The 22395-nt window shown below is 61.3% G+C and carries 18 protein-coding genes and 3 tRNA genes; 11 read left to right on the top strand and 10 right to left on the bottom strand.

The annotated features are described in order from the left end of the window. Positions 1–191 precede the first annotated feature (191 nt). Positions 192–1223: a 6-phosphofructokinase gene (locus tag HMPREF2928_RS02165; RefSeq protein ID WP_005504866.1), complete on the top strand. Its 1032-nt coding sequence runs from the start codon at positions 192–194 to the stop codon at positions 1221–1223. A gap of 132 nt (positions 1224–1355) precedes the next feature. On the opposite strand, the gene HMPREF2928_RS02160 is transcribed toward HMPREF2928_RS02165, so the two are convergent. After that, positions 1356–2591, bottom strand: coding sequence for a CAF17-like 4Fe-4S cluster assembly/insertion protein YgfZ (locus tag HMPREF2928_RS02160; RefSeq protein ID WP_070687268.1), 1236 nt, complete (start codon positions 2589–2591; stop codon positions 1356–1358). A gap of 65 nt (positions 2592–2656) precedes the next feature. After that, positions 2657–3346: a nitrobindin family protein gene (locus HMPREF2928_RS02155; RefSeq protein WP_070687267.1), complete on the bottom strand. Its 690-nt coding sequence runs from the start codon at positions 3344–3346 to the stop codon at positions 2657–2659. A 627-nt stretch (positions 3347–3973) separates the two neighbouring features. Between HMPREF2928_RS02155 and HMPREF2928_RS02150 the strand changes: the two genes are divergently transcribed. The 7 genes from HMPREF2928_RS02150 to asd all read left to right on the top strand — a co-directional run bounded on the left by HMPREF2928_RS02150 (position 3974) and on the right by asd (position 12592). Beyond that, a complete protein-coding gene (locus tag HMPREF2928_RS02150; RefSeq protein WP_083311365.1) occupies positions 3974–4651 on the top strand; it encodes a winged helix-turn-helix transcriptional regulator in 678 nt (225 codons plus the stop codon). Between the two features lie 179 nt (positions 4652–4830). Further along, positions 4831–5895 (top strand): mycothiol synthase, encoded by a 1065-nt coding sequence (gene mshD, locus HMPREF2928_RS02145; RefSeq protein ID WP_070687266.1) that lies wholly within the window; start codon positions 4831–4833, stop codon positions 5893–5895. A 66-nt stretch (positions 5896–5961) separates the two neighbouring features. After that, entirely contained in the window at positions 5962–8235 is a 2274-nt protein-coding gene (locus tag HMPREF2928_RS02140; RefSeq protein ID WP_083311364.1) for an RNA degradosome polyphosphate kinase, read from the top strand. A 251-nt stretch (positions 8236–8486) separates the two neighbouring features. Beyond that, a complete protein-coding gene (locus HMPREF2928_RS02135) occupies positions 8487–9494 on the top strand; it encodes an NUDIX hydrolase (protein WP_070687265.1) in 1008 nt (335 codons plus the stop codon). Between the two features lie 153 nt (positions 9495–9647). After that, positions 9648–10529 carry a thymidylate synthase gene (locus tag HMPREF2928_RS02130; protein ID WP_070687264.1) on the top strand — a complete coding sequence of 294 codons (882 nt, stop codon included), beginning with the start codon at positions 9648–9650 and terminating at the stop codon, positions 10527–10529. A 22-nt stretch (positions 10530–10551) separates the two neighbouring features. After that, positions 10552–11205 carry a dihydrofolate reductase gene (locus HMPREF2928_RS02125; RefSeq protein ID WP_070687263.1) on the top strand — a complete coding sequence of 218 codons (654 nt, stop codon included), beginning with the start codon at positions 10552–10554 and terminating at the stop codon, positions 11203–11205. A 247-nt stretch (positions 11206–11452) separates the two neighbouring features. Next, positions 11453–12592, top strand: a complete 1140-nt coding sequence (gene asd, locus HMPREF2928_RS02120) for an aspartate-semialdehyde dehydrogenase (RefSeq protein WP_070687262.1) — start codon at positions 11453–11455, stop codon at positions 12590–12592. Positions 12593–12713: 121 nt separating this feature from the next. Here the strand turns inward: asd and HMPREF2928_RS02115 are convergent, their stop codons facing one another. Beyond that, entirely contained in the window at positions 12714–13010 is a 297-nt protein-coding gene (locus tag HMPREF2928_RS02115; protein ID WP_246823542.1) for a PGPGW domain-containing protein, read from the bottom strand. 308 nt (positions 13011–13318) lie between these two features. On the opposite strand from HMPREF2928_RS02115, the gene HMPREF2928_RS02110 reads away from it, so the two are divergent. Further along, positions 13319–14743 (top strand): MFS transporter, encoded by a 1425-nt coding sequence (locus tag HMPREF2928_RS02110; protein WP_070687260.1) that lies wholly within the window; start codon positions 13319–13321, stop codon positions 14741–14743. A 132-nt stretch (positions 14744–14875) separates the two neighbouring features. Beyond that, positions 14876–15847, top strand: coding sequence for a histidine kinase (locus HMPREF2928_RS02105; RefSeq protein WP_070687258.1), 972 nt, complete (start codon positions 14876–14878; stop codon positions 15845–15847). 103 nt (positions 15848–15950) lie between these two features. Here HMPREF2928_RS02105 and HMPREF2928_RS02100 read toward each other — a convergent pair whose 3' ends face one another. From HMPREF2928_RS02100 to HMPREF2928_RS02090, 3 genes are all read right to left on the bottom strand, one after another. Then, a complete protein-coding gene (locus HMPREF2928_RS02100) occupies positions 15951–17057 on the bottom strand; it encodes a UDP-N-acetylmuramate dehydrogenase (RefSeq protein ID WP_070615220.1) in 1107 nt (368 codons plus the stop codon). Positions 17058–17291: 234 nt separating this feature from the next. Continuing rightward, the gene (locus tag HMPREF2928_RS02095; RefSeq protein WP_070615225.1) at positions 17292–17753 is read right to left on the bottom strand and encodes a MaoC family dehydratase; all 462 of its coding nucleotides are present in this window, start codon (positions 17751–17753) and stop codon (positions 17292–17294) included. Next, positions 17753–18205 (bottom strand): MaoC family dehydratase N-terminal domain-containing protein, encoded by a 453-nt coding sequence (locus tag HMPREF2928_RS02090; protein WP_005504824.1) that lies wholly within the window; start codon positions 18203–18205, stop codon positions 17753–17755. The genes HMPREF2928_RS02095 and HMPREF2928_RS02090 overlap by 1 nt, the downstream gene beginning before the upstream one ends. A gap of 209 nt (positions 18206–18414) precedes the next feature. Here HMPREF2928_RS02090 and HMPREF2928_RS02085 point away from each other — a divergent pair, with 209 nt between their 5' ends. Further along, positions 18415–19416, top strand: coding sequence for an LLM class flavin-dependent oxidoreductase (locus HMPREF2928_RS02085; RefSeq protein ID WP_070629948.1), 1002 nt, complete (start codon positions 18415–18417; stop codon positions 19414–19416). 172 nt (positions 19417–19588) lie between these two features. Here HMPREF2928_RS02085 and HMPREF2928_RS02080 read toward each other — a convergent pair. The 4 genes from HMPREF2928_RS02080 to HMPREF2928_RS02065 form a co-directional block, all read right to left on the bottom strand. Further along, positions 19589–19660, bottom strand: a tRNA-Thr gene (locus tag HMPREF2928_RS02080). Between the two features lies 1 nt (position 19661). Next, positions 19662–19735, bottom strand: a tRNA-Met gene (locus HMPREF2928_RS02075). Between the two features lie 38 nt (positions 19736–19773). Further along, positions 19774–19845 (bottom strand) — tRNA-Thr (locus tag HMPREF2928_RS02070). Positions 19846–20168: 323 nt separating this feature from the next. Further along, positions 20169–22373, bottom strand: coding sequence for a DEAD/DEAH box helicase (locus tag HMPREF2928_RS02065; RefSeq protein WP_070687256.1), 2205 nt, complete (start codon positions 22371–22373; stop codon positions 20169–20171). Positions 22374–22395 lie beyond the last annotated feature (22 nt).

Genomic DNA, 22395 nt, shown 5'->3' with positions numbered 1-22395 from the left:
TGAACTTTTCAGCACCGAAACGGGCGTTCCCACGGCTTTCCACCACTACCCACACAACCCAAACATCGCTAAAATAGAGACCAAGAGAACGACCTCCCGACCGGCGAACATTCGCGTGCCGAATTCGTGGAGGTCATAGTTATATACACGCGCGCACAACACCTAAAACGCGCAGACATTAGGAGCCAACCATGAAGATCGGTCTGCTTACTTCCGGCGGCGACTGCCCCGGCCTGAACGCTGTCATCCGCGGCGCTGTCCTCAACGGCGTCAAGAAGTACGGCTACGAGTTCGTCGGCTTCCGTGATGGCTGGCGCGGCGTCGTTGAAGGCGACTACATGGACCTGCCCCGTCAGAAGGTCCGCGGCCTGGCAGCCCAGGGCGGCACCATCATCGGTACCTCCCGCACCAACCCCTTCGACGGCCCCAACGGTGGCCCCGAAAACATCGAAATTATGATGGAACGCCACGGCATCGACGCAATCGTTGCTATCGGCGGTGAAGGCACCCTCGCAGGCGCAAAGCGTCTGGCAGACGCAGGCCTGCCCGTCATCGGTGTCCCCAAGACCATTGACAACGACCTGCGCGCAACCGACTACACCTTCGGTTTCGACACCGCTGTGTCCATCGCAACCGAGGCAATGGACCGCATCCGCACCACCGGTGAGTCGCACCACCGCTGCATGGTTGCCGAGGTCATGGGCCGCCACGTCGGTTGGATCGCACTGCACTCCGGCATGGCTGCAGGCGCACACGCAATCCTGATCCCCGAGGTCAAGGTCTCCATGGAGCAGGTTGCTGAATGGGTCAAGGAAGTACACGACCGCGGCCGCTCTCCCCTAGTTGTCGTTGCTGAAGGCTTCATCCCCGAAGGCTTCGACGACGTCATGGCAAACAAGGGTACCGAAAAGGACGGTCGTCCCCGCCTCGGTGGTATCGGTGAGTACATCACCCACGAGATCGAGAAGATGACCGGCGTCGAGACCCGTAACACCATCCTGGGCCACATCCAGCGCGGTGGCGCGCCCACCGGCTACGACCGCGTGCTCGCAACCCGCCTGGGCATGGGTGCAGTCGACATGGTCGCTCAGAAGCAGTGGGGCAAGATGGTCTCTGTGCAGGGCACCGAGATCAAGTACGTACCCCTCGAAGAGGCACTGGACGGCCTGAAGTCCGTACCTCAGGAACGTTGGGAAGAAGCAGCCGTCCTCTTCGGCCGCTAAACCCCGCAAGCTCAGCAAGCTCGCTGAGCACTCATACTAGAACCGCGGAGGCGGGCACTCGCAACGGGTGTCCGCCTCCGCGGTTCTAGTTGGGATGGGTTCTAGTTCAGGCGGTTTTGGGTCGGGGAGCGCCTAGCGCTTCAGGAAGTCCTGACCCGCCAAAGAACGACGCGCCACCTCACCGGACTCCGGCGAAACCACCGTCGTCTGAGCCACCGCGTACTCGGTCGCCGGCGCCGGCGAACCATCGGGCAGGAAATCGCCGCCATCAACCGCACGCAAAGGCGCCTGCGGGTCAACGCCGCGCTTAATCACAGCCAGAGCAATCGGGCCCGCCTCATAATGTAGCGCCACCGAGGTAATACGACCGACCGGGCGTGACTTACCCTCCACAAACAGCTCGCTACCTGCCGCCGGCAGGGTGTGCTCCGAACCGTCAATATCCAAGAACACCAGGCGGCGCGGCGGGCGACCCAGGTTATGCACGCGAGCCACCGTCTCCTGCCCCTTGTAGCAGCCCTTATCAAAATGCACCGCCGTACGGGTGTAATCCAGCTCCTGGGGGATCGTCTTATCGTCCGCCTCGGTACCGTAGCGCGGGCGCCATGCCTCAATACGCAGAGCCTCCGCAGCCCACAGCCCCGCAAAACGCGCGTCCGAAGACTCAGCTAGGGCGGGCAGAACAGAGCGCGGCACAATGCTCAAGAAACGCACGTAGTCCGCACCCGGGTGAGCATCGCCCGCCTCATCGTAGCGGTAGCTACCCGGTGCCGGAGTGTGCCAAGGGTCCTCCCACACCAGCGGCTTACCCTCAGCGAGCGCAGGATGTACCGAACCGTCCTGCAGGATCGGGTTGCGGGCGCTCTCCAGTACCGCATACTCGTCACTGAGGTTCTGCACCTCAACGCGCATCATGAACTTCATGCGGTTTAGGTAATCGGTCAGCGGCTGAGCCTGGTAGCCCTCAACGATCAGCCAGAGCGCCTCGCCGTCTTCAATTGCGGAGGGTGCGTACTCCACGCGGCCCTGAGGGGAAAGCAGCAGGAACTCGCGGCTCTCCCCGGCGGTCATGCCGGTCAGAATCTGCGAGGCGATGGACGTCAGCCAGGTCTGGCGGTCCGGCCCCTCAACGCGCACCACGCCCAGGGAGGAGCGGTCCACCAGCACCAGCGGCTCGTCCGCACTGGCGGAGCGGTCGAAGCTGAGGGCGCGTTGCTCCAGCATGGGGTTGCCGTAGTGTGCGGCGACGCCGGCATCCAGCCCGGAGGCGGCAAAAGCGCCGTGCAGGCTCAGCAGGGGGCTCACCGGGCGGGCGGCATCGGGCTGGGGTGCCTCAGCCTGAGGCGCTTCAAGCGAAGATTCAGTCACGGAAGGTGCACCTTTCACGCAAAGAGTCTGCCCCGCCGACCGGCGGGGCAGACACAAGTTAGTTATTAGGCGGTGGGCTCGGAGCCGGGCTCGCCGGTGGGCTCTTCGCCATCCAGGGAACCGAACATCGAAGTGCCCAGGGATTCACCGGTCATCGAGGAGGTCTTGCGCAGTTCAGCGGAGGCGTGCTTGTGCAGCTTACCCTCGGCGTCTGCGACCTCCCAGTCCCACATGAGGTTGCCGTTGACCAGACCCCACAGGCGCACGGAGCCGGCGTAGTCGTGGGAAATATCATCGCGTAGCAGGTTGCCGGTCTGCATGCGAATGACCGGGCCCTTGACCATGCCCACGTAGTTTTCGCTAATACCGCCGGGGTGCGCAATGGTCGCCAGCAGGGAGAATCCGTCGTCGGCATTGCGGAGAGTCTCTACGCTTGCCGCGTCAGCGAAGGCGGGAACAACGTCCTTGGGGACAATGCCGAAGCCGCCGTCAGCGTCGGTCAGGGGGCGGTCAATCTGCCAGAAACCGGTTTCAACGGTGATGGGGCGCAGCTTCTGACCCTCGTCATCGAGCAGGAAAGACTCAGCGCGGTATTCGATGAAGGGCAGACCATCCTGCTCAAAAGTAATAATCTGGCCGAAGGGGGTGTTTTCCTGGCCTTCGTACCACATGGTTCCGGTGCCTTCCCAGGTGCCAAGCAGCCATGCGAAGGGAACAAGTTCAGGGGTTAGGTTGGTAGGGATTTCAATAGCCATACCTTCCATTTTAGTACCCGTGCGTACAACGGTAGCCTGTTCGTTCGCTCACGGCACGGGGTAGCGCCGCCGTCTGCAGAGTAAACGGTACGGCAGGCAGCATAAAGAAAACCCCCAACCGGAGGGGACCGGGTGGGGGTTCACGCCGTCATTGGCGAGGCGGTACGAACCGTACGACCGCCTAAAGCCCTGTGTGGGCGATGCTTCTGCTCTGTGCGGGGAAGACTACTTCTGACCGCTGAAGAGGCCACGCAACACTGCGAATGCACCGATACCGATGCACACGGAGATAATAGCCATCAGCGACATGAAGAGAGCTTCAAGAGCAATAAGATTGTTTTCCATGCCTTAAACCTACCACAGACCCACCCCGAAAGGGCGCAGAATCAACAGCGGAAACATAGTGGACACCCAAGCTGCTTCCCGGGTGCAAGACGCGCCTAGCGCCGGGCAAGACCCCGGTTCCGCGCCAGCATGCCAGAACCCCCGCAGTCATCGGTTGAAAAGGCTATATGAACAGTCCGGAATACGATATTTGCGCCCCGCCTGCGCCGGCTCCCACAGCTGCATCACAGCCGGGCGAGTACACTAGAAAGAGCCTAATATTTTACCGGGAAAGGAGAGGGTGTGTACCGTATTGCGCTTCTGAGCGATACCGCCGCGCAGGATATGATTCCTTCGCTGAGTCTACTCAGCCACAAGGTACACGTTTTCCCCCTCGACACCGCCCATACGGCTCTCGAAACCGAGACATTCGACCTGCTCATGGTCGACGCCCGCACCGCACTCGTCAAAGCACGCCAATGCGCCCAGCTATTGCGCGCCGCCGGCGTACAGTTGCCGCTCATCGCACTCCTGAATGAAGGCGGTATGGCGGCGGTTGCAGCCTCCTGGCAGGTTGACGATATTGTTTCTGACCAGGCGTCCCCCTCCGAAATGGATGCGCGCCTGCGCCTCGCCATCAAGAGCGACGCAGCCGCAGAAGAAGAGAACTCCGAAGAGCGCATCGTGCGTGCGGGCAACCTCGTCATTGACACCCAGGCGTACTCGGCGCACCTCTCCGGCACCGCTCTGAATCTGACCTTCAAAGAGTTTGAACTGCTCAAGTTCATGGCTCAGCACCCCGGACGCGTCTTCTCCCGAGCCCAGCTGCTCTCCGAGGTGTGGGGTTACGACTCCTACTACGGCGGCACCCGCACCGTGGACGTGCACGTGCGTCGTCTGCGTTCCAAGCTCGGCACCGAATACGAGCAGATGATTTCGACCGTGCGTAACGTGGGCTATTCCTTCAACAGCACCCGCTAAATTTTGGGGCTCCAACCCCTGTTTTGGTGTACCCGTTATAAAGTAGCCTCTCCGCTGAGCCGAGTACCAGAATGTGTAAATGTTCCGGTTCTTGTCATATTCGCCCAGGACGAAGAACAAACTCTTCAAAGAGCAACTATCCCCGGTAGAGTTGAATCAGAAGGCTACGAAAGAAGGCGATGATGGTACACAGTCAGACACCCAATCCCTCCACCCTGCCCGCTGAAAGCTCCCTTGTCTACGCGGAACCGCATCTCACCGAAGAGCTGCTGGAACGATTCGATTCCTTTGCGCAGAAGGTTGCCCGCCATGACGGCGTCTCGGCGTTCTCTGAGCAGACCCGCGTTGAGTTGAGCAAGGCATTGCGCGAAAGCACCCTCACCCCTCCGCGTTTCTTTGTTGCCGAGGACGACGGCACCCTCGCCGCCGTCTTCGTGGCGCTCACCCCGGCAGACGACGAAGATACCGGCGTAATTGAGGCAGCCGTCGCCCCCGAATACCGCGGACGAGGCGCCGGCAGCGCATTCTTCGACCACGCCGTCCGACAGCTGGGTGAAGACGCTGTACGATACCGACTCTGGGTTCACGGCAGCGCTACCGACACCGGCATTGAAAGCCCCGCCCACGCGTTCGCTACCCTGCACGGCTTCGAGCCGGTGCGCGTGCTGTACAAGATGGTTCTGCCTTTGGACGCTCAGACCCGCGAAGAGCTCGTGGAACGCTCCGACGCGCGCACTCTGCCGGAGAACCTGCGGATGCGCACCTTCACCGGCGCGGACGAGTTCCCCTGGCTGCGCGTGAATGCCGCAGCGTTTGCGCACCACCCGGAGCAGGGCAAGCTCACCCTTGCCGATTTGCGCGAGCGCACCGGCTCCCCCTGGTTCCGTCCCGAGGGTTTCTTCATCGCCTCCGAGGTGGATGATGACTCCGCCATTGCGGCATTCACCTGGACGAAGATTCCGACCGGTCAGGAGCAGGGCGAGCTGTCCCCCTCCGGCGAGATCTATGTGGTGGGTGTGAACCCGCAGGCTCAGGGAGGCGGCCTGGGCCGAACCCTCACCCTGCGCGCGCTGGCATACCTGGCATGCGCTGAGGACGAGAACGGCGAGCCGCTGCGCGCCATCGACCTGTACGTGGACGCCGATAACACCACCGCATATTCCCTCTACACTTCGTTGGGTTTCGGTGTGGCGACGGTTGACCGCATGTACGCCCCCGCCCAGCAGGACGCGCCTGCCGCCTAGTTTTTGGTGCGCCACAGTTGGCGTGCTTCTTCACGACTTATCCCCGATCAGAAAGGCAAGTACAGTATGGTACCCGCCCCCAATGGCCTGAATAAGGCGCCTAAGCCTAAGCCGTCTGAGCCGGCACCCATGACCGGTGTCATTCATATCGGCCACGATATTTCGAAGATTGAGCGTGCCGAGTCTCGCGGCGACCGTATTGAGAAGGGCGAGAAGCGCTCCTACTTCAGTCTGGAAGAGGAGTTCGGCCCGGAGCGTTTCTTCGACCGTGAGAGCAGCTGGCTGGACTTCAACACCCGCGTGCTGGAGCTGGCGGAGGACCCGAACCTGTTCCTGCTGGAGCGTCTGAACTTCCTGTCGATTGTGGCGTCTAACCTGGATGAGTTCTTCATGGTGCGCGTGGCGGGTCTGAAGCGCCGCATTGCGACCGGTCTGGCGGTGCCTTCGGCAGCAGGTCTGAGCCCCGAGGAGCAGATGGAAGAGATTGCTGAGCGCGCGCACCAGTTGCAGACTCGCCACGCTGATGTGTTCCACAACCAGGTTCTTCCGGCTCTGGAGGAGCAGAACATCCGCATTGTGGGTTGGAACGACCTGGATGCGGACGCTAAGCAGCGTCTGCGCCAGGAGTTCATGCAGGATATCTTCCCGATTCTGACCCCTCTGGCTGTTGACCCGGCGCACCCCTTCCCGTACATTTCGGGTCTGTCGCTGAACCTTGCGGTGCTGGTGCGTAACCCGCAGACCGGCAAGGAGCTGTTCGCTCGTGTGAAGGTGCCCGATCAGCTGGACCGTATGGTCTCTGTGGATGGTTCCCGCGCCGCCAACACTGCGGGCCGCGAGAGCCGCTACATTGCGCTCGAAGACATCATTGCTGAGCACCTGGACACCCTCTTCCCGGGCATGGATGTTGTGGAGCACCATGTCTTCCGCGTGACCCGTAACGAGGATCTTGAGGTGGAAGAGGACGACGCAGAGAACCTGCTGAAGGCTCTGGAGAAGGAGCTTCTGCGCCGTCGTTTCGGTCCTCCGGTCCGTCTGGAGGTTGAGGACACCATCAACCCGACCATCCTGGATCTGCTGATTTCTGAGCTGAACATCAACGAGTCTGAGGTGTACCGTCTGCCGGCCCCGCTGGATTTGCGCGGTATGAGTGCGATTATTCGTGCGAACCGTCCGGCGCTGCACTACCCCAAGCACATTGCGCACACTTCCCGTTGGCTCAACGCCACCGAGACCGCGAAGGCTGCGGATGTGTTCGCTGCCGCCCGCGACCACGACGTACTGCTGCACCACCCGTACGATTCGTTTGCGACCAGTGTGCAGGCGTTCTTGGCGCAGGCTGCCGCTGACCCGCGTGTTCAGGCGATTAAGCAGACCCTGTACCGCACCAGTGGTGACTCCCCCATTGTGGATGCGCTGATTGAGGCGGCTGAGGCTGGCAAGCAGGTTGTGGCGCTGGTGGAGATTAAGGCTCGCTTTGATGAGGAAGCCAACATCTCGTGGGCTCGTAAGCTGGAGCGCGCCGGCGTGCACGTGGTGTACGGCATCGTGGGTCTGAAGACTCACTGCAAGCTGTCGCTGGTGGTGCGCCGTGAGGGTAACCACCTGCGCCGTTACGCTCATATTGGTACCGGTAACTACCACCCGTCGACGGCTCGTTTCTACGAGGATTTGGGCATCATCACCTGCGATGAGCAGATTTGTGAGGATGTCTCCCGCCTGTTCAACCAGCTGTCCGGTTACGCGCCGAAGACCAACTACCAGTCGTTGCTGGTAGCGCCGCGTACTCTGCGTAGCGGCCTGATTGAGTGCATTGACCAGGAGATTGAGAACCACAAGGCTGGTCGTCCGGCGAAGATTCAGATTAAGTGCAACTCCATGGTGGATGAGGCCGTCATCGATTCGCTGTACCGCGCTTCGCAGGCTGGTGTGCCGGTGGATGTGGTGGTTCGCGGTATTTGCGCTCTGCGCCCGGGTGTTAAGGGTCTGAGCGAGAATATTCGCGTCCGTTCGGTGCTGGGCCGTTTCTTGGAGCATTCGCGTGTGTTTGCGTTTGAGAATGGTGGCGATTCGATTGTTTACATTGGTTCTGCCGATATGATGCACCGCAACCTGGACCGCCGCATTGAGGCTCTAGTACCGGTGAAGGATCCGCGCCATGTGAAGTACCTGCGTGACATGTTCACCATCTACATGAGTGATTCTTCGCGTACCTGGCACCTGGATTCTGAGGGCAACTGGACCCGCCACGACACCGACGATCAGGGCAACCCGCTGCAGGACGTGCAGTCGTACTACCTGAGCTCGCGTTCCCGTAAGAACGTGGTGGATAAGGTCTAAGGACTTTCCTCTGATCTGCCAGTGATTTCTGGTTGTGAACCCCGTCTGTTCTCACGCTTTATAGCGTGGGGCAGGCGGGGTTTTCCGCGTGTCGTGCAAAAACGTGCGGTGGACTAGTGCACTTAGCGCAAAAGTGAACAACAGGTTACGTTGAGATTACAACTTGACCGCTCTCTCACCTACAATTAGACGCGGAGCATGGTGCCCTCTGGCATTGTGCGCAAGCCTAGCGAAGAGGTTCAGAGAGAGATATGGCACCGCTGGATTCCCCCTCCATCTACTACTCGGCACGACGTTTTGACGCGGTCAACAGCATTGACCGAGCCCCCGCGAACACTGCGGATATTGTTGCTTCTGGCGCACTGATTTGGCGCATGCGCGATGGTGCGCTTGAGGTCCTGATCATTCACCGCCCCCGCTATGACGACTGGTCCTGGCCTAAGGGCAAGCAGGATCCGGGCGAGTCCCTGGCTGAGACCGCTATCCGTGAGATTCGCGAAGAGGTCAGTCTGCAGGTTGTTCTGGGTGTGCCCCTGGCGGTGACTTCCTATCCGGTGGGTGGCCGTCCGAAGGATGTTTTCTACTGGTCTGCTGAGCTTCCCGAGGGCGCCCGTGCCCTGGCGGATGAGGGTGAAGTGGATGAGCTGCGCTGGGTATCCACCGAGGTTGCTCGCGCCCTGCTGACCAACGAGGACGACCTGGCACCCCTGGAGTCCCTGGAGGCTCTGGCTGAGGCGGATGCGTTGCGTACCCGCCCGATTCTCATTGCCCGCCACGCGAAGGCGAAGCCGCGTTCGAACTGGGCTGCCGCTGAGGATGACCGCCCGCTTGCGGCTACCGGCAAGCGTCAGGCGCTGGCTTCTAGCCGTCTCTTTGCGGCGTGGGCTCCGAGCCGTATTATTTCTTCCCCGTGGCTGCGTTGCGTTCAGACCGTGACCCCGTACTCGGTGGATTACGGTGTGTCTGTGAAGGAGAAGAAGTCCCTGTCGGAGGCTGGCGCTCAGCGTCACCCGGCACGTACTGCCCGCACCGTGGCGTCACTGTTCGATAAGGATTCTTCCTCGTTGCTGTGCACTCACCGCCCGGTGCTGCCCCAGGTGATGGATGTTCTGCGTGATTACCTGTTTGAGGGTTCCGCGGAGGTTCTTCCGACTGAGGACCCGTACCTGGAGCCCGGCGACGCCCTGGTTCTGCAGGTGACCGAGGGCGATAACCCGCGTATTGTCTCGGTGGAGCGAGTACGCGCGGCTCTGGACTAGCATCCATATACTTTGATCTTCTAACGGCGAGCGCGCTGGGCTTTATACTCAGCGCGTTTGCTCTACCCGCGCCCATTCGGGGGTTTTACAATAGAGGGGCGGTTGATTTGTGACCGTCTCTCACGTCTACTGACAGGATTCAAGGTTTTTCTTATGACTCACGCAATCCCCACTCCCTATGAAGATCTTCTGCGCGAAATCCTCGAGGAGAACAAGGACGCCATCGCGGCGGATGCGCAGCGTTCCGACCGTACCGGCACCGGCACTTTCGGCGTGTTTGGCCGTCAGATGCGTTTTGACCTGCGTGAGTCGTTCCCGCTGATTACCACCAAGCGCGTGCACTTCAAGTCTATTGCCATTGAGCTGCTGTGGTTCTTGCGCGGTTCCTCGAATGTGCGTTGGTTGCAGGAGCGCGGCGTGACCATTTGGGATGAGTGGGCTGATGAGAACGGCGATTTGGGCCCGGTGTACGGCGTGCAGTGGCGTTCGTGGCCGACCCCCGATGGTGGCACGATTGACCAGATTGCGAAGGTTATTGATTCGTTGAAGAATAACCCGAGCTCGCGCCGCCATATTGTTTCGGCGTGGAACCCTGCCGAGGTGGACAACATGGCGCTTCCGCCCTGCCACGCACTCTTCCAGTTCTACGTGCACGAGCGCCCGGACGGTGTGAAGGAGCTGTCCTGCCAGCTGTACCAGCGTAGCGCGGACATGTTCCTGGGCGTGCCCTTCAACATCGCCTCGTACGCTCTGCTGACCTACCTGATTGCGCAGGAGGTCGGTATGGAGCCGGGCGAGTTCGTGTGGACCGGCGGCGACTGCCACATCTACTCGAACCACCTGGAGCAGGTGAAGAAGCAGCTGGGCTACGGCACCGACCCGGAGGGTAACCCCTACCCGCCGCGCGAACCGTACCCGTACCCGAAGTTGGTTATTAAGACGAAGAAGCCTTCTATTTTCGATTACGAGTATGAAGACTTTGAGCTGGTGGATTACAAGCACCACCCCGGTATTGCCGCCCCGATTGCGGTCTAACTGCAGGTAACGAGGAGGCATGATGTATCGTTTGGGCGCTATTTGGACACAAACTGATGCCGGTATTATCGGCCGTGACGGGGATATGCCCTGGTACGCTCCGGAGGATTTGGCGCACTTCAAGAAGGTGACGCTGGGTGCTCCGGTGATTATGGGTCGCCGCACCTGGGAGTCGATCCCGCCGCGTTTTCGTCCCCTGCCGGGCCGTACGAATATTGTGATTAGCCGTTCGGTCACCGAGGCGGAAGAACGCGACGGTGCGCTGTGGGTTCCCTCGCTGGATGCGGCGCTGTACGCGGCTCGTGACGTTGCAGGCGCGCCGGTCGAAGCTACCCCGGCAGATACCGCCGCGGTTGATGCTTGGATTATTGGTGGCGGCTCCGTCTACGCGGAGGCACTCTCCCGCACCGACCTGCCCGTCTTCGGCCGGGTGAAGACGGTGGAGCGGACCCTCTTCTACTGCCAGGAAGGTAACGAGATTACCGGCGATACGCGAGCGCCCGAACTGCAGCTTGCAAATTCTGCGGGTAACTGCGAGGTCAGCTCCCCGAACGGGTGCTGGCGGGTCACCTCCGAGAGCGCCTGGGAGAATAGCGAGAAGGGTTACCTGCTCGATGAGTCGGGCACGAAGAACCCCATGTACTTCTCGTTCCAGCGTCTGGAACGTCTCTCCTAAGAACGTCTCCATAGACCGTCAGCTCTAGCAAACAACCTCTGACAAACAAGCTCAGACGAGCGACTCAAGCCTGCGGCTACTCCGCCCGGAGTACCGCGGGCTTGAACGCTTTAACGCGCCCCGATACAGTACCTGGTGCCGAGTCGGATACCAAGCCTAGCGCCTGCGCGGAATGTCCCGTTCCGAATATCAAATTTTTTGTACGGTGTTAGTCCGCACCCGCCAGCCTGAGAGTACACTGGGAACCATGAACTTTAATCCCGGTGACTCTGTAGGTTTTGTTGGCTGGCGCGGTATGGTGGGCTCGGTCCTCATGAAGCGCATGGTTGAGGAAGGCGACTTCGAGGGCATTACCCCCGTCTTCTTCACTACCTCTAATGTTGGTGGCGCTGCGCCCACCTTCGACGGCGTAATTGAACCGTCCGAACTGAAGGACGCATACGACATTGATGAGCTGCGTAAGCACTCGATTATTGTGACCGCTCAGGGCGGTGGCTACACCGAGGCTGTGCACCCGAAGCTGCGTGCAGCCGGCTGGGACGGCCTGTGGATTGATGCCGCTTCCACCCTGCGCATGAACGATGACTCCATCATCGTGCTGGACCCCATTAACCGCGACGTCATCGACCGCGGCCTGGCATCTGGCGTGAAGGACTTCGTCGGCGGTAACTGCACCGTCTCCTGCCTGCTGATGGGCCTGGGCGGCCTCTTCAAGAATGACCTGGTTGAGTGGGCTACCTCCATGACCTACCAGGCAGCGTCCGGCGGCGGTGCCCGCCACATGCGCGAGGTGCTCGCACAGTTCCGCGACCTGGGCAACGAGGTCTCCGAGGAACTGAACGACCCCGCATCCGCAATTCTGGACATCGACCGCAAGATCCTTGCTAAGCAGCGCTCCGGTGAGCTGGATTCTTCCCAGTTCGGTGTGCCGCTCGCCGGCTCCCTGATTCCCTGGATCGACTCGGATCTGGGTAACGGTCAGTCCCGCGAAGAGTGGAAGGCTGAGGTTGAGACCAACAAGATCCTGGGCCGCTCCGAAGATGACAAGATCACCATGGACGGTCTGTGCGTCCGCATCGCCGCGATGCGCTCGCACTCTCAGGCGCTGACCATCAAGCTCAAGAAGGATCTGCCGATCGAGGAGATCGAGCGCATCATCGCTGAGGACAACCCCTGGGTTCGCTTCGTGCCGAACGAGCGTGAGGCTTCCATGGAGCAGCTGACCCCCGTGGCTGCTTCCGGTTCTCTGGAAATTCCGGTTGGTCGCGTGCGTAAGCTCGCGATGGGCCCCGAGTACATTAGCGCGTTCACTGTGGGTGACCAGCTGCTCTGGGGTGCTGCTGAGCCGATTCGCCGCATGCTGCAGATTGCTGTTGGCAAGCTCTAAGGCTCACTGACAAGCTATAAGAAAGCCCTCGCTACCATTCTTTTCGGATGGGGGCGAGGGCTTTTTGTGCCTGCGTATAGCGCGTGTGGGCTTAGCGCGAGCTGGTTTAGCGCTGGCCGGGTTAGCGCTGGTTTGCGGCGGCGGCTTTGCGTTCTGCCTTGCGTGCGGCTTTGCGTTCCTTGCGTTGCTGTCGCCAGGCGCGGTAGCGGTACCAGGCGGTGAGCACCACGTGCTTCATGAAGACATTGGCGCGGCGTGCCCAGGTGAATTCGGTACCCCAAATGCCCAGGCCGATGAAGATGAACAACCAGCCGGGGCCGGGGGTGACGAGCATAATCAGTCCGGCGATAAAGCAGAAGGCGCCCACGCCGATGACGAGGGGCTTGTAGAGATGACGCATGACCGGATGCGCGTGCATGCGCTCCTTGCGGGCTTCGAGCCAGCGGTGAAAGCGGCTGGTCTCGCTTTCCTTGACTTCATCTTCAATGGTTTTCAGGGGTGGTCCTTCCAGACGTGCCGTAGGTGAGTTTCACCGGGCGGCGGTGGTTAGAGAATAGCACCTACCGCTGGATGGGTGCTGTGAAAGATTTCTTCATGTTGAGATTTTTCCGTCATCTTCAAAATTTTTTCGTTTCAATAGTGTTCAAGTCGAAAGTACCTTTATACACTGTAAGGGAACAATTCGCTCGGCACTACGCCTAAACACTAAGGAAGCGACCCACTACCGTGTCCTCCCCCCGTCCCGTATCAACGGACTCATCCCGCACCAACGCTGTTGCACCCGCTGGTACCTCTGCACCCGCTGCTGAACGCAACGCCGCACCGACCCTCAACGAACGCCTCGAAAACCTGCCCTTCACCCGCGCCCACGGCAAACTCCTGGGTATCTCGGGTCTCGGCTGGGCACTCGACGCCATGGACGTAGGTCTCATCTCCTTCGTCATGGCGGCCCTCATCAAGGAATGGCAGCTCAGCCCCACCGAAGCCTCCTGGCTCGGTTCCATCGGATTCGTCGGCATGGCGCTCGGCGCAACCTTCGGCGGTCTACTCGCCGATAAGCTCGGCCGCCGCTACATCTTCGCCCTCACCCTGCTGATTTACGGTCTGGCGACCGGCGCATCCGCCCTGGCAACCTCCCTGGGTGTGTTGCTCGTCTTCCGTTTCCTGGTCGGTCTGGGTCTGGGCGCGGAACTTCCCGTGGCATCCACCCTGATTTCTGAGTTCTCGCCGCGCGCTATCCGCGGCCGCGTCGTGGTCGCTCTGGAGGCTTTCTGGGCTCTGGGCTGGATCCTCGCCGCTCTCATCGGTACCTTCATCGTTCCGCAGGCTAACGGCTGGCGTTGGGCGCTTGCCATTGGTCTGATTCCCGCCATCTACTCGCTCGTGATCCGTATGGGAACCCCCGAGTCGGTGCGCTTCCTGGAGTCGGTCGGCAAGCACGATCAGGCACGCCAGGTGGTCGAACGTTTCGAGGCCTCCCCCGCGCTCTTCTCCCGAACCAAGAAGCAGGCCGAAGACGCTTCCGCACACGGTGCCGCAGAAAGTGCCGACAACGCAGAATCCGCGAAGATTCACTCCATCTGGGCTGCCGGTCAGCGCCGCAAGACCATCGCCCTGTGCGTCATCTGGTTCTGCATCAACCTCTCCTACTACGGCGCGTTCATCTGGATTCCGGCGCTGCTGAACGCCCAGGGCTTCAGCCTCGTGAAGTCCTTCGCATTCACCCTCATCATGACCCTCGCCCAGCTGCCCGGCTACGCGGTCGCCGCCTACCTCATCGAAAAGTGGGGCCGACGCGCAACCCTGGCGACCTTCCTGCTCGGCTCCGCACTGGCGGCAGCTGGCTACGGCATGGCGCACTCCGAGGTATTCATTATCCTCGCCGGTTGCATGCTCTCCTTCTTCAACCTCGGCGCGTGGGGCGCCCTCTACGCCCTGAGCCCGGAGATCTTCCCGACCCACCTGCGAGGAACCGGCACCGGTGCCGCCGCCGGTATCGGCCGTATCGCCTCCATCGCGGCGCCGCTCATTGTGCCGCCGCTGGTCGCATTCGGTGGAACCCCGCTGCTCTTTACGCTCTTCTCCACCGCGTTCCTGGTAGCGGCAACCACCGTGTTCCTGCTGCCTGAACGCCGCGGCGAGTCCCTCTAACGAGCCGCCTAGCCTACATGATGGGCTGTCCCTCCTGAACGCTTTTTCCGAGCAGTCAGAAGGGGCAGCTCATTTGTCATTTAAGCCCCCTATCCATGCGCCACAACCTCAAACTATGAGAGGATACGTTCTATGCTCGATTCCTTCCTCTCCAGCCCCTACCGCACAGAGTTCAGCCCCTGGCCCGTGAGCGAACACTACGCCACCGAACGTGCCGGCGGGGTGCCCGAAGCCATGCTGCTGCCGGGCGAACTCACCGTGCACCGTGGCGACGGGGCAAAAATGAGCTACTACCTGGACTGGCCCGAGGAATTCAACGAATACACCCGCGCAATCACCCTGCGCCCGCGCACCAAAAACGGCTACCCACAGGACTTTACGCTCAGCGTCGCCGTACGCGACGGCCAGGCTGTCTTCACCGCAACCGCCCTCAGCTTCTGGGAACAGCGCGACGGCCGCCCCTACGACCATGAGCCCATCGCCCGCGGCTACGTGGACGTCGTAGCCTACGAATCCTGCGAGGAATACGCAGGCAATTCCGCCGCGCCCGCCCTCATCGGCTGGGATATCGCAGACCTCTACCCTGCACGCATGGCGCTCATCCGCGCCCTCTGCGAAGGAATCGCCAGCAGCATCACAATGGGCACCCAAATCCTCGCGGACGGGCAGGTACAGGTCGACCACAAGGACGGGGATCTGCTCGCCCTACACGTAAACGCGATTAGCACCGTAGGCGGCATGGTCCGCGCCCTCATCATCGAGCAGGACCGCGTGCCCAGCGGCGTATCCACCGGCACCACTACCGGCGCCTCCGAGCGTGCCGATCTGCAGACGCGCGCCTACTACGCCAACGTGCTTTCCCCCGTTCCCGGCGAGTTCGGCAACCTTGTCTGGTCGCACAGCGAGGATGCGGAATACTACCCGTACCGGCCCACGCGCCATAAGCCGATTTTCCACGCCCCCAGCCCGCCGCAGAAGCTTCCCCTGGCGGTTCAGGTACTGATGGAGCACCTGCCCGCCGCTCCCCTTGCGGCAACGCGCACAGCGCCCAAGCGCAGGCCCTACCTGCCGGGGCAGGTGCGCATCTCCTCACCTCGCCACTAGCTCAGCAAGTCAATACAACGCTTCGGGCGGCCTCTTTATCAGAGACCGCCCGAAGCGTTTATTCTATGCATCCTCGCGCTACGAGAGGCGAGAAGTTGAGCGTTTAGATTTCGCCGTTGACCACGACAGGCTCAGGAACCAGGGTCACACCAAAACGTTCACGCACGCCATCGCGCACAGCGCGGGCGATAGCGAAGATGTCCTCAGCGGATGCGCCGCCGCGGTTCGTAATCGCCAGGGTGTGCTTGGTCGACAGGCTTGCACGGCCCTGAGCGATCTCGCGAGACTCACCCTCCAGACCGAAGCCCTTCTCGAAACCGGCGTGCTGAATCAGCCAAGCAGCCGAAAGCTTCACGTGATCGGGGTCCTCGACACCCGCGGTGAACGGGGAAGTCTTCACGACCACCGGGAAGTTCGGGGCGCCCTCCGGCAGGGAATCCAGGGTCGAGCGCGGAACGATCGGGTTGGTGAAGAAAGAACCGGTGGAGAAGGTGTCACGGTCCTCGGGGTTGAGCACCATACCCTTGGAGCCGCGCAACTGAAGCACCTTCTCGCGTACCAGGGCGGATTCGGCGCGCTGACCGGGCTCAACACCCAGGCTCTTCGCCAGCTCGGCGTAACGAATCGGGGAGGACAGGCTACCGAGGGTGAACTGGAAATCAACGGTCAGCACCACGTAGCGGGGCGAGCCGTTGACGGTTGCGCGCTTGAGCACCGAGTCGCGGTAGCCGAAGCGCAGGTCTGCGCTCGCGAAGGTCTTCCGAGTGTTCTTTTCGCGGTCCCAGGTGCGTACGGAGGCGATGAACTCGCCCACCTCAACGCCGTATGCGCCGACGTTCTGCACGGGGGTTGCACCCACGGTGCCGGGAATACCGGAGAGAGCCGCGGGGCCAACCCATTCGTTCTCGATGCTGAGCTTCACGAAGTCGTCCCAGATGGTGCCCGCCTGCACGCGCACGTTTGCGCCGCCGCATGCGGGGATGGGCAGAACCTCTACGCCTTCGGAGGCGATGTGCACGACGGTTCCGTTGAAGCCTTCGTCGGAAACCAGCAGGTTGGAGCCGCCGCCCACGATGAGGACGGGTTCGCCTGCGGCGTCTGCAGCGGAGACTGCTTCGATAATTTCTGCTTCGGAGGTGGCGCGGACGTAGGTCTTAGCGGGACCGCCTACCTGGGCGGTGGTCAGTTCGCTCAACAGCTTTTCAGTCATAGGTTAAGAATACCGGTCGTTGTGCGGGGTCAACACCCGCCACGCGTTAAAGTCACGAAAACCTTATGGTGATTTTTCCTTCATTTTCCGGCGCGCCTCCCGCAGAAAGAAGCGCCACCACCTGCGCCGGCGAGCGCGCAGCCGAGCATGCAAAAGCCCCGGAACCACCGCATCGGGTAGCGCCGGGGCCTTCACATAGTTGCTTTCACACGGCTATCTGCAAGCACAGAAACTCTATACCGAGAGACGAACCACAGCCTGGCTCTTCATCAGAACCTTCTGCTCCTTGCCTTCCTCGTCACGAGCGGTGACGGTCAGGTCAATGCGGGCGGTGCGCTCCTCCTCATTCAGGGCACCCACCTTACCGCTGATGGTCAGGGCGTTCGTGGGGGTGTCGGGGTTTTCGCCGCCGGGCGCATCCGCCACGGGAACGGGCTTGGTGAATCGAGTCTGGTAGTCCACGATTGCGCCGGGGTCGCCCGCCCAGTCGCTCACGAGCTGCACGGCGGTACCCATGGTCAGCATGCCGTGAGCAATCACGCCGGACAGGCCCACCGACTGAGCAAAACGCTCGTTCCAGTGAATCGGGTTGAAGTCACCGGATGCGCCAGCGTAACGCACCAGCGAAGCGCGGGAGAGCTCCACGGTACGCGAACCGATTTCCTGGCCCTTTTCAAGATCTACAAAACGCACCATTAGTTTTCCTCCTCAGCACGAACCAGCAGGGAAGAGATGCAGGTGGTGACCGGCTCGCCCTGCGCGTCAACGATTTCTTCGCGGGTGGTCAGCATTGCGCCGGCACCCATAACGCGCACGGAGTCCACGTGAACTTCGGTGCGCAGCTCATCACCGGCAACGATGGGGCGGTGGTGGGTGAAGCGCTGGTCGGCGTGCACCACGCGGGAGAAATCAATACCGGCGGAATCGTCGTTGATGAGTGCCGCGTCAGCTGCCTGCGCCAGGATAATGGCGAAGGTCGGCGGGGCAATCACATCTGCGTACCCTGCCGCGCGGGCTGCCTCAACGTCGTGGTGGAGGGGGTTTTCTGCGTGAACTGCTCGGGCAAATTCGCGGATCTTTTCGCGACCGACAACGTAGGTGTTCTCGGACGGGTAGACCCTGCCCACAATCTCAGGGTTAATGCTCATGATTTCAGTCTACCGTTCTTGTGCACAGTGTTCAGCTCATACGCACAGAGTGGACAGACCACTGTACAGGTAACCGGCGTGCAGGCAACCAGCGTGCAGGCGTGCAGTATTTCGTCGCATTTTTACCTGCTAGCGAAGGCCCCTACCCATCCAGCCCAAGCAGGCGTAGGCTGGACGGGTACCCGCAATCTATTTCAGAAGGAAAAGTTATGTCTTCCAACGTAAAAATTTCGGTGCTTGACCTGATGCCGCACCGCCCCGACCAGAGCCAGCACCAGACCATGCTCAACACCATCGATGCCGCCCGCGCGGCTGAGTCCTACGGGTACGAGCGTTTCTGGGTCGCCGAGCACCACAATGCCGGCTCCCTGCTGTCCTCAGCAACCGTCGTGGTCATGGCGGAAATCGCTGCCGCAACCGAGCGTATTCGCGTGGGTTCAGGCGGCATTATGCTCCCCAACCATGCACCCTACGTGGTGGCGGAGCAGTTCGGTACCCTCAACGCATTCCACCCCGGTCGTATTGACCTGGGTGTGGGTCGTGCGCCCGGCACCGACCCGATGACCGCCGCCGCTCTGCGCCGCGACGATTCTGCCGCCATGAGCTTCCCCGCCGAGGTGCAGCAGCTGCAGCGCTTCCTGGGTGAGCCCTCCCCCATGCACCGCGTGCACGCCATTCCCGGCCAGGGCTCGAAGGTGCCCCTGTACATTCTGGGTTCTTCCCTGTTCGGTGCGCAGCTTGCCGCACAGCTGGGCCTGCCCTACGCGTTCGCTTCGCACTTTGCGCCCGCAATGCTGCAGGAGGCGGTAGACACCTACCGCGCAAACTTCAAGCCCTCGGAGCACCTGGAGCAGCCCTACGTCATGGTGGGTGCCACCGCAATGCTCGCCGATACCGACAAGCGGGCACGCTACCTGTACACGAGCCAGCAGCAGCATTTCCTGGGCGTGGTGCGCGGCAATCTGTCTTTCGCACCTCCCGTGGAAGATATGGACGCCGTCTGGACCGACACGGAGAAGATGCACATTGACCGCATGACCGCCGAAGCAATCGTAGGCTCCCCCGCCACCGCGCAGGCTCGTATTGAGGACCTGGTGGCGCGCACGGGCGCTGACGAGCTCATCGTCATGACCGAGGCGTGGGAGCATGAGGACCGCCTGCGCTCCTACGAGCTACTGTCCCAGCTGCCGGTGGTACGCCGCGCCTCCTAACGCTTTGATCAGAGCATAAAGACGAAGCCCCCGAGTATTTTTCTCGGGGGCTTCGCTATGCCCGGTATCGAGCCGTGCGCTGAGCGCATGCAGACCGGGCTTCAGGCAAAGAAAATAGGCAGAGAAAATTGGCAAACAAAAAAGCCTGCCTCCGAAGAGACAGGCTTATCTGAGCCCCGACCGGGAATCGATCCCGGGACCTCCATCTTACCAAGATGGCGCTCTACCACTGAGCTATCGGGGCGTAGCGGTGGACGGGCTCGATCCGTCGACCTCACGATTATGAGTCGTGCGCTCTAACCAGCTGAGCTACACCGCCACATCATCAATACGTGCTCTCGCATGAATTAATGAGAGAGCCCCGACCGGGAATCGATCCCGGGACCTCCATCTTACCAAGATGGCGCTCTACCACTGAGCTATCGGGGCAACAGGTAAAACTATACAGGTCTTCAAGAATGCTCGCAAGCGGAGAAGCTATGGCATGCACCACATTTAACGTTTTCCTGTTCTCCGCACTGCCGCATGAGAGCCCAGCTTTGACCAGGGGCTCCAGCAATGGCCAGGAGCCCCAGTAATGACCAGGCGCCACCGCAACAGCTGATGCAAACACATCAACACACAAATACAAAAGACCGGCAGGAGAGCTCATCGCTCCCCTGCCGGTCTTTGACTCATATGCGGATGACAAGGCTGCTAGCCGATAGCCTCAGCAAGCCCCTCCTACCGCAAATCCAGGCTTAGCTGAAATCTTAGTAGCGCTTGCCGCGGCCGCCGAAGTCGCGGCCGCCGTCACGGTTACCGCGGTAGCCGCCCTCACGGCGGTTATCGCGACCGCCGAAGTCGCGGCCACCGTCACGGTTGCCACGGTAGCCACCCTCACGGCGGTTATCACGGCCACCGAAGTCGCGACCGCCGAAGTCACGGTCATTGCGCTTGCCACCGAAGTCACGGCCGCCACGCTTGAAGTCGCGGTCGCCACCGAAATCACGGCCACCCTCACGGTTACCGCGGTAGCCACCCTCACGGCGGTTATCACGACCACCAAAGTCGCGGCCACCGTCACGGTTGCCACGGTAGCCACCTTCACGACGGCCACCACCGAAGCTGCGGCCACCGCCGCCGCCCTTGGGACCGTTGTCCTTGCGGATGTTGATGAACTCGCCAGCGATCTTGGTGTCACGCAGACGGTCAAAGAAGTCGCGGGGCAGGTCCTCAGGCAGGCCAACAATGGTGAAGTGCTGGCGAATGTCGATGGAGCCAATCTGGGAGCCCTTAATGCCACCCTCGTTAGCCAGTGCACCCACAATAGCGCCTGCGGTCACGCGGGAGGAACGGCCAACGTTCAGCTTGTAGTTGACCATGCCCTCGTCGTTGTGCGCGCGCTTTGCCTTGCGGCCGCCGCGGTCCGAATCGTCGTCGGAGAAGGGGCGGGAGTTGCGCGCGATGTCCTCTTCCTCATCCAGGAAGAACGGGCGACCCTGCTGGGCGATAACAGCCAGTGCGGCTGCGATGTCCTCAGCGGTGGTGTCGTGCTCGTTCTCGTAGTCCTCGATAATCTGGCGGAAGAAGCTCAGGTCCTCAGACTCGATGGTCTCGGTAATCTGCTGTGCGAAGCGCTGCTTACGGGTCTCGTTCACTGCCTCTGCGGTGGGCATGTGCATCGGCTCGACCTTCTGGCGGGTTGCCTTCTCGATCTGACGCAGCATGTACTTCTCACGCGGGGTGACGAAGAGGATTGCGGCACCTTCACGACCTGCACGGCCGGTACGGCCGATGCGGTGCACGTAGGACTCGGTGTCGTGGGGGATGTCGTAGTTGACGACCAGGGAGATGCGCTCAACGTCCAGGCCGCGTGCAGCCACGTCGGTTGCTACGAGGATGTCGATGCGGCCATCACGCAGGGCGTCAACGGTGCGCTCACGCAGCTGCTGGGGGATGTCACCGTTGATCGCTGCTGCCGCGAAACCGCGTGCCTTCAGCTTGTCGGCAACTTCCTCGGTTTCCTTCTTGGTGCGCACGAAGACAATGATGCCATCGTAGTTTTCGACCTCGAGCACGCGGGTCATTGCATCCAGCTTGTGGGAGTGCATGACCTGCATGTAGCGCTGGGAGATGTTTGCGCTGGTGGTGGTCTTAGCCTTGACACGAATCTCGGTGGGGTCGTTCAGGTACTGCTGAGCGATCTTGCGGATCGAGTTGGGCATGGTTGCAGAGAAGAGCGCAACCTGCTTGCTGTCGGGGGTGCCTTCGAGGATCTTTTCCACGTCTTCGGCGAAGCCCATGCGCAGCATTTCGTCTGCCTCGTCCAGTACCAGGTACTGCAGGTTGGACAGATCCAGGGAGCCCTTCTCCAGGTGGTCGATCACACGGCCAGGGGTACCGACGACGACCTGCGCACCGCGGCGCAGACCAGCCAGCTGCGGGCCGTAGGGGGAGCCACCGTAGATGGGCAGGACGGTGAAGTCCTCCATGTGGGTTGCGTAGGAGGAGAAGGCTTCTGCAACCTGCAGAGCCAGCTCGCGGGTGGGTGCCAGGACCAGAACCTGGGTGTCGCGGGAGATGCCGTTGACGTCAGCAAGTTCAGCCATGCGGGACAGTGCCGGCAGCGCGAATGCTGCAGTCTTACCGGTACCGGTCTGTGCCAGACCGACCACATCGTGGCCTTCGAGCAGCAGCGGGATGGTCTGTTCCTGGATGGGGGACGGCTTCTCGTAGCCTACCTCTTCCAGAGCTGCCAGGACGCGAGCGTCCAGGCCCAGGTCGGTGAAGCGTACGCCTTCTTCTTCAGCCTTGTCGGCGGTTTCTTCTGCGGGGGTTTCTACAGTAGCTTCTGCGGTGGTTTCTTCTGCTTCTACAGCAGGGCTCTCAACGGTGTTCTCGGTGATGTTCTCAGTGGTCACAACGGTCTCTGCCTCGGCGTTCAGTTCGGCCGGGGTAGCAGTATTCTCAGTCAATTTTTCCTCTATACGGTAGGGG

It is taken from the genome of Rothia sp. HMSC072B04 (assembly GCF_001813725.1).
GTDB lineage: Bacteria > Actinomycetota > Actinomycetes > Actinomycetales > Micrococcaceae > Rothia > Rothia mucilaginosa.
Note: the sequence above shows the minus strand (reverse complement) of the source record. Positions and strands in the feature narration are given on the sequence as shown.